The 6,395-nt window shown below is 72.6% G+C and carries 4 protein-coding genes and 1 pseudogene; 2 read left to right on the top strand and 3 right to left on the bottom strand.

Annotated features, from left to right (window positions below; translation table 11 throughout):
* Positions 1 to 540 (top strand): annotated as a pseudogene (locus DEP02_RS30145) (hypothetical protein); the annotation flags it as partial.
* A gap of 49 nt (positions 541 to 589) precedes the next feature.
* The gene (locus DEP02_RS30140; protein WP_112470850.1) at positions 590 to 2,380 is read left to right on the top strand and encodes a bifunctional sugar phosphate isomerase/epimerase/4-hydroxyphenylpyruvate dioxygenase family protein; all 1,791 of its coding nucleotides are present in this window, start codon (positions 590 to 592) and stop codon (positions 2,378 to 2,380) included.
* 10 nt (positions 2,381 to 2,390) lie between these two features.
* On the opposite strand, the gene gnd is transcribed toward DEP02_RS30140, so the two are convergent.
* The 3 genes from gnd to zwf all read right to left on the bottom strand — a co-directional run bounded on the left by gnd (position 2,391) and on the right by zwf (position 5,853).
* Positions 2,391 to 3,305: a phosphogluconate dehydrogenase (NAD(+)-dependent, decarboxylating) gene (gnd, locus tag DEP02_RS30135; protein WP_112470851.1), complete on the bottom strand. Its 915-nt coding sequence runs from the start codon at positions 3,303 to 3,305 to the stop codon at positions 2,391 to 2,393.
* A gap of 77 nt (positions 3,306 to 3,382) precedes the next feature.
* Entirely contained in the window at positions 3,383 to 4,309 is a 927-nt protein-coding gene (gene opcA, locus DEP02_RS30130; protein ID WP_112470849.1) for a glucose-6-phosphate dehydrogenase assembly protein OpcA, read from the bottom strand.
* A complete protein-coding gene (zwf, locus tag DEP02_RS30125) occupies positions 4,306 to 5,853 on the bottom strand; it encodes a glucose-6-phosphate dehydrogenase (protein ID WP_112470848.1) in 1,548 nt (515 codons plus the stop codon). Before zwf ends, opcA begins: the two co-directional genes overlap by 4 nt.
* Positions 5,854 to 6,395: the final 542 nt, after the last annotated feature.

Raw genomic sequence — 6,395 nt, 5'->3', positions numbered from 1 at the left:
CCCGGCCACGCGCCAGGCCGCCGCCAAGAAGGCGGTGGCGGCGCCGCCGTCGCCCACGCCACCCTGACGCTCGGGGCCGGCCGCGTCACCGTCGTCGACGCGCTGCCCGAGCGGGCCGCCGCCCTCGCCGACTCCCTCAACCACCACTTCGGCACGGGCCGCGCCGCCGCCGCGGCCCCCGACGCGCTCGCGCACCTGCTGACCCGGGCCGACGGCATCGTGCACGCCACCCCCACCGGCATGGCCGCCCACCCCGGCCTGCCCCTCCCGGCCGAACTGCTGCACCCCGGCCTGTGGGTCGCCGAGGTGGTCTACCGCCCGCTCCGGACCGAGCTGCTGCGCACCGCCCGGGCGCTCGGCTGCGCCACGCTCGACGGCGGCGGCATGGCCGCCTTCCAGGCCGCCGACGCGTTCCGCCTGTTCACCGGACGGGAACCCGACAGTGCGCGGATGGTCGCCGACATCACCGAGGGCGCCGACATCACCGGGATCGCCGACGCCACCGAACGCGCGGACGGCGCGGTCGGGGCCCGGCAGTAGTACGCGGCAGAGTGCGGAAAGAGTGCGGAAGCAGAGGAGAGGTACCCAGGTGCGTACGTCCATCGCCACCGTCTCGCTGAGCGGATCCCTCACCGAGAAGCTCACGGCCGCCTCCCGGGCCGGCTTCGACGGCGTGGAGATCTTCGAGAACGACCTGCTCGCGAGCCCCCTGACCCCCGAGGAGATCCGCGCCCGCTGCGCCGACCTCGGCCTCACCATCGAGCTGTACCAGCCGATGCGGGACATCGAAGCCGTGCCGGAAGCCGAGTTCGCCCGCAACCTGCGCCGCGCCCGGCACAAGTTCGAGCTGATGCGCCGCCTGGGCGCGGACACCGTCCTCGTCTGCTCCAGCGTCTGTCCGACGGCCGTGGACGACGATGCGCTGGCCGCCGAGCAGCTGAGCGAACTCGCCGACCTCGCCCAGGACTTCGGCATCCGCGTCGCCTACGAGGCACTCGCCTGGGGCCGGCACGTCAGCACCTACGACCACGCCTGGCGCCTCGTGCGGACGGCCGGCCATCCGGCGCTCGGCGTCTGCCTGGACAGCTTCCACATCCTCTCCCGGGGCTCCGACCCCCAGGGCATCGAGGACATCCCCGGCGAGAAGATCTTCTTCCTGCAGCTGGCGGACGCACCGCAGCTCGCCATGGACGTGCTGCAGTGGAGCCGCCACTACCGCTGCTTCCCCGGACAGGGCGGATTCGACGTCGCCGGCCTGCTGCGGCACGTACTGCGCGCGGGCTACGACGGTCCGCTCTCCCTGGAGGTCTTCAACGACGTCTTCCGGCAGGCCGACGCGGGCCCCACGGCCGTGGACGCCCGCCGCTCGCTGCTCGCCCTGCAGGAGGCGGCCGGCACCGCGGACCTGCCCGCACCCGTGGTCCCCACCGGCATCGCCTTCGCCGAGCTGGTCACACCGGACGTCGAACCGGTCACGGCGATGCTGGACGCGCTCGGCTTCACCCGCACCGCCCGGCACCGCGGCAAGCCCGTCGACCTCTGGCAGCAGGGGCAGGCCCGCGTCCTGGTCAACACGACCGGCGCGGTACGCCGCGAGGGCACCCAGATCGCCGCGGTCGGCCTGGAGTCCCCGGACCCCGCCGGTGCCGCCCGCCGCGCCGAGGCCCTGCTGGCGCCCGTACTGCCCCGCCGCCGCGCCCCCGAGGACGCCCCACTGGACGCGGTGGCCGCCCCCGACGGCACCGAACTCTTCTTCTGCGCCACCGGAAAACCGCACCTGCCCAACTGGCGGGCCGACTTCGAGGACGTCGCCGCCCCGGCGGACGCCGGGGGCGTGGCCCGCATCGACCACCTCGCCCTCACCCAGCCCTGGCACCACTTCGACAAGGCGGCCCTCTTCCACCGCAGCGTCCTCGGACTCGACGCCCAGGAGAGCGTCGACGTCGCCGATCCCTACGGGCTGCTGCGCAGCCGCGCGGTGACCAACGCCGACGGCAGCGTCCGTATCGCCCTCGGCGTCGGCGCGGCGCCCACCGACGACACCGCCCACGCCCAGCACCTCGCGCTGGCCACCGACGACGTGGTCGCCGCCGCCCGCCGCTTCCGCGCCGCCGGAGGCCGCCTGCTGCCGATCCCGGCGAACTACTACGACGACCTGGCGGCACGCCACGACCTGCCCGACGAGGAGCTGCGGACCTACCGCGACCTCGGCATCCTCTACGACCGCGACGAGGGCGGCGCCTTCCGGCACTGCTACACCGAGACCGTCGGCCGACTCTTCTTCGAACTGGTCCAGCGCGATCCCGGCTACCGCGGCTACGGCGTCCCGAACGCGTCCGTGCGCCTGGCGGCACAGCACGCCCGGCACACCGCACGCTGACGGACCCGGCTCAGTCCTTCCGCACCGCCTCCTTCTGCACGGTCTCCTTCCCCACCGCCTCCACGGCGTGCCCGCCGAACTGGTTGCGCAGCGCCGCGACCATCCTCATCTGCGGGGAGTCCTCCTGCCGGGAGGCGAACCGTGCGAACAGGGCGGCCGTGATGGCCGGCATCGGCACGGCGTTGTCGATGCCGGCCTGCACGGTCCAGCGGCCCTCGCCGGAGTCCTCCGCGTAGCCGCGCAGCTTCTGCAGGTGCTCGTCGTCGTCCAGGGCGTTGACAGCGAGGTCCAGCAGCCAGGAACGGATGACGGTGCCCTGCGTCCAGGAGCGGAACACCTCGCGCGCGTCGGTGACCGACGGGACGGTCTCCAGCAACTCCCAGCCCTCGGCGTAGGCCTGCATCATCGCGTACTCGATGCCGTTGTGGACCATCTTCGCGAAGTGGCCCGCGCCCACCTTGCCCGCGTGGACGAAGCCGTACGGGCCCTCCGGCTTGAGCGCGTCGAAGATCGGCTCCAGCCACCGGACGTGCTCCTCGTCGCCGCCCACCATCAGCGCGTAGCCGTTCTTCAGACCCCACACCCCGCCGGAGACACCCGCGTCGACGAAACCGATGCCCCGCGCGTGCAACTGCTTGGCACGCCTCTGGTCGTCCGTCCACCGGGAGTTGCCGCCGTCGACGACGATGTCGCCGGGCTTGAGCAGCGTCGTCAGCTGGTCGATGACGTACTGGGTGGCCGAGCCGGCCGGAACCATCACCCAGACCGTGCGCGGCGCCTCGAGCCGGTCGACGAGTTCGACAATGCTGTCCACGTCGGAGAGTTCGGGGTTGCGGTCGTAGCCGACCACGGTGAGGCCGGCGTTGCGGAGACGCTCCCGCATACTGCCGCCCATCTTGCCGAGGCCGATCAGACCCAACTCGATCGATGCCATGTCAGCTCACTTCCTCAAAGTGCGGTACGCGCCCACGGGGGCGGCGGTGGACGGGGCGGGGCCGGACATCAGACGGTCTCCTTGATGCCCTTGCCGCGCAGGGCGACGGCGTACATGTCGTCGGCGTCGAGGCGGCGCAGCTCCTCGGCGATGAGTTCCGACAGGGGACGGACCTTCAGCGCGAGGGAGCGCGGCGGCTGGCCCGGCAGGGTCAGCGTGGCCAGCGGGCCCTCGGGCCGGTCGAGGACGATCTCCCCGTTGTCGGTGCCCAGCCGTACGGTCGTGACCACCGGGCCGGGGGAGACCACACGGTCGGCCTTCACGTCCAGCCGGGCCTCCAGCCAGCGGGCCAGCAGCTCCGCGCTCGGGTTCTCCGCCTCGGCCTCCACGGCCGCCGAGGTCACCTTCATCCGGGCCTGGTCCAGGGCCGCGGCCAGCATCGAACGCCAGAGGGTGAGCCGGGTCCAGGCGAGGTCGGTGTCGCCCGGGGCGTAGAAGCGGACGCGGGTCCGAAGGACCTCCAGCGGGCGCTCGACGGCGTACAGGTCGGTGATCCTGCGCTGGGCCAGCCTGCCCAGCGGATCCGCGGAGGGGTTGTCGGGCGCGTCCACCGGCCACCACACGACGACCGGCGCGTCGGGCAGCAGCAGCGGCAGCACCACCGAGTCGGCGTGGTCGGACACGTCGCCGTAGGTGCGCAGCACGACCGTCTCACCGGCGCCGGCCTCGGAGCCGACCCGTACCTCCGCGTCCAGCCGGGAGTGCGTACGGTCCCGCAGGGTGCGGGCGTGCCGCTTGATCACGACCAGCATGCGCGAGGGGTGCTCGTGCGAGGCCTCCTCGACGGCCTTGATCGCGTCGTAGGCGTTCTCCTCGTCCGTGACGACGACCATCGTCAGGACCATGCCCACGGCGGGCGTGCCGATGGCACGGCGGCCCTGGACCAGGGCCTTGTTGATGGCACCCGCAGTGGTGTCGGTCAGGTCGATCTTCATGGCCTGCGCCAGCTCCGTCCGTCTCGTGCGAGCATCTCGTCGGCTTCCCGCGGACCCCAGGTGCCCGCCGGGTACTGGGCCGGCCTGCCGTGCTCGTCCCAGTACGCCTCGATCGGGTCGAGGATCCTCCAGGACTCTTCCACTTCCTGGTGGCGGGGGAACAGGTTGGCGTCACCGAGCAGCACATCCAGGATGAGACGTTCGTACGCCTCCGGGCTGGACTCCGTGAAGGACTCGCCGTAGGCGAAGTCCATCGACACGTCCCGGATCTCCATCGACGTGCCCGGCACCTTGGAGCCGAAGCGGACGGTCATGCCCTCGTCCGGCTGGACCCGGATGACGATGGCGTTCTGCCCGAGTTCCTCGGTGGCCGAAGTGTCGAAGGGGGAGTGCGGCGCCCGCTGGAAGACGACCGCGATCTCGGTGACCCGGCGGCCCAGCCGCTTGCCGGCGCGCAGGTAGAACGGGACGCCGGCCCAGCGGCGGTTGTCGATCCCCAGCTTGACCGCCGCGTACGTGTCGGTCCTCGACCCCGGGTCGATGCCCTCCTCCTGGACGTAGCCGACGACCCGCTCGCCGCCCTGCCAGCCCTCCGTGTACTGGGCGCGCACGGTGTGGGAGCCCAGGTCCTCGGGCAGCCGCACCGACTTGAGCACCTTCAGCTTCTCGGTGAGCAGCGCATCGGCGTCGAAGGCGAGGGGTTCCTCCATCGCGGTGAGCGCGAGCAGCTGCAGCAGGTGGTTCTGGACGACGTCCCGGGCTGCGCCGATGCCGTCGTAGTAGCCGGCCCGGCCGCCGATGCCGATGTCCTCGGCCATGGTGATCTGCACGTGGTCGACGTAGGAGCGGTTCCACACCGGCTCGTACATCTGGTTGGCGAAGCGCAGCGCCAGGATGTTCTGGACGGTCTCCTTGCCCAGGTAGTGGTCGATGCGGAAGACCTGCTCCGGGTCGAACACCTCGTGCACGGTCCGGTTCAGCCGGCGGGCGTCGGCCAGATCGTGGCCGAACGGCTTCTCGATGACCGCGCGGCGCCAGGAGCCCCGCGGTGCGTCCGCCAGCCCGTGCTTCTTCAGTTGCTGCACGACCTTGGGGAAGAACCTCGGCGGTACGGAGAGGTAGAAGGCGAAGTTTCCGCCGGTGCCACGGGAGGAGTCCAGTTCCTCCACGGCCGCGCGCAGCTGCTTGAACGCCGTGTCGTCGTCGAAGTCGCCGGGGACGAACCGCATGCCCTCGGAGAGCTGCTGCCAGACCTCCTCCCGGAACGGCGTCCGGGCGTGCGCCTTGACGGACTCGTGCACCACCTGCGCGAAGTCCTGGTCCTCCCAGTCGCGCCGGGCGAAGCCGACCAGCGAGAAGCCCGGCGGCAGCAGACCCCGGTTGGCCAGGTCGTACACGGCGGGCATGAGCTTCTTGCGGGACAGGTCGCCGGTGACCCCGAAGATGACCAGCCCGGACGGCCCCGCGATCCGTGGCAGTCGGCGGTCCCGGGGGTCGCGCAGCGGATTCACCCATTCGGCGGCAGACGCGACCGGGGTGTCCATGCGGCCCTTCGCGGCCTCGGCGGCCTTCGCGGCCTTCGCGGCCTTGGCGACGGGTGCGTGTGCCGGGCCGGCGGCTCGGGGGGCTGCCGTCGCCCGTACGGGGGCGTCGGGGGCACCGGGCGAACTGCGCGCCGGGCTTCCCGTGGGCGCTGGGCTTCCCGTGGTCCCGGGGGTGTCGCCTGTCGGCTTTTCTGCGGCTGCGGAGGCACCGGGTGTGGCGTTTACCGTGGCCCCGGGAGCGTTGGGCGTCGGTTTTTCCGGGGCTCCGGGGGTGTCGGGCGCCGGGCTTCCCATGGTTTCGGGTGCGTCGCTTGTCGGGTTTCCCGCGGTCCCGGGTGCGTCGCTTGTCGGGTTTCCCGTGGTCCCGGGTGCGTCGCTTGTCGGGTTTCCCGTGGTCCCGGGGTCCGGCGCCACGGCCTGCGCGGTGGTGTCCGGTACCGGGCCCCGCGCGGGGGCGCTGCCCGAAAGGGCCGACGGATCGGGCGGGCCCGGGCCCCGCGCGGTCCCGGGACCCGGTGGGCCGGGCTCCGGCGTGCCGGGGG

It is taken from the genome of Streptomyces triticisoli (genome assembly GCF_003270085.1).
GTDB lineage: Bacteria > Actinomycetota > Actinomycetes > Streptomycetales > Streptomycetaceae > Streptomyces > Streptomyces triticisoli.
The sequence above is the reverse complement of the archived record's forward strand: the minus strand, read 5'-3'. Positions and strand labels throughout refer to the sequence as shown.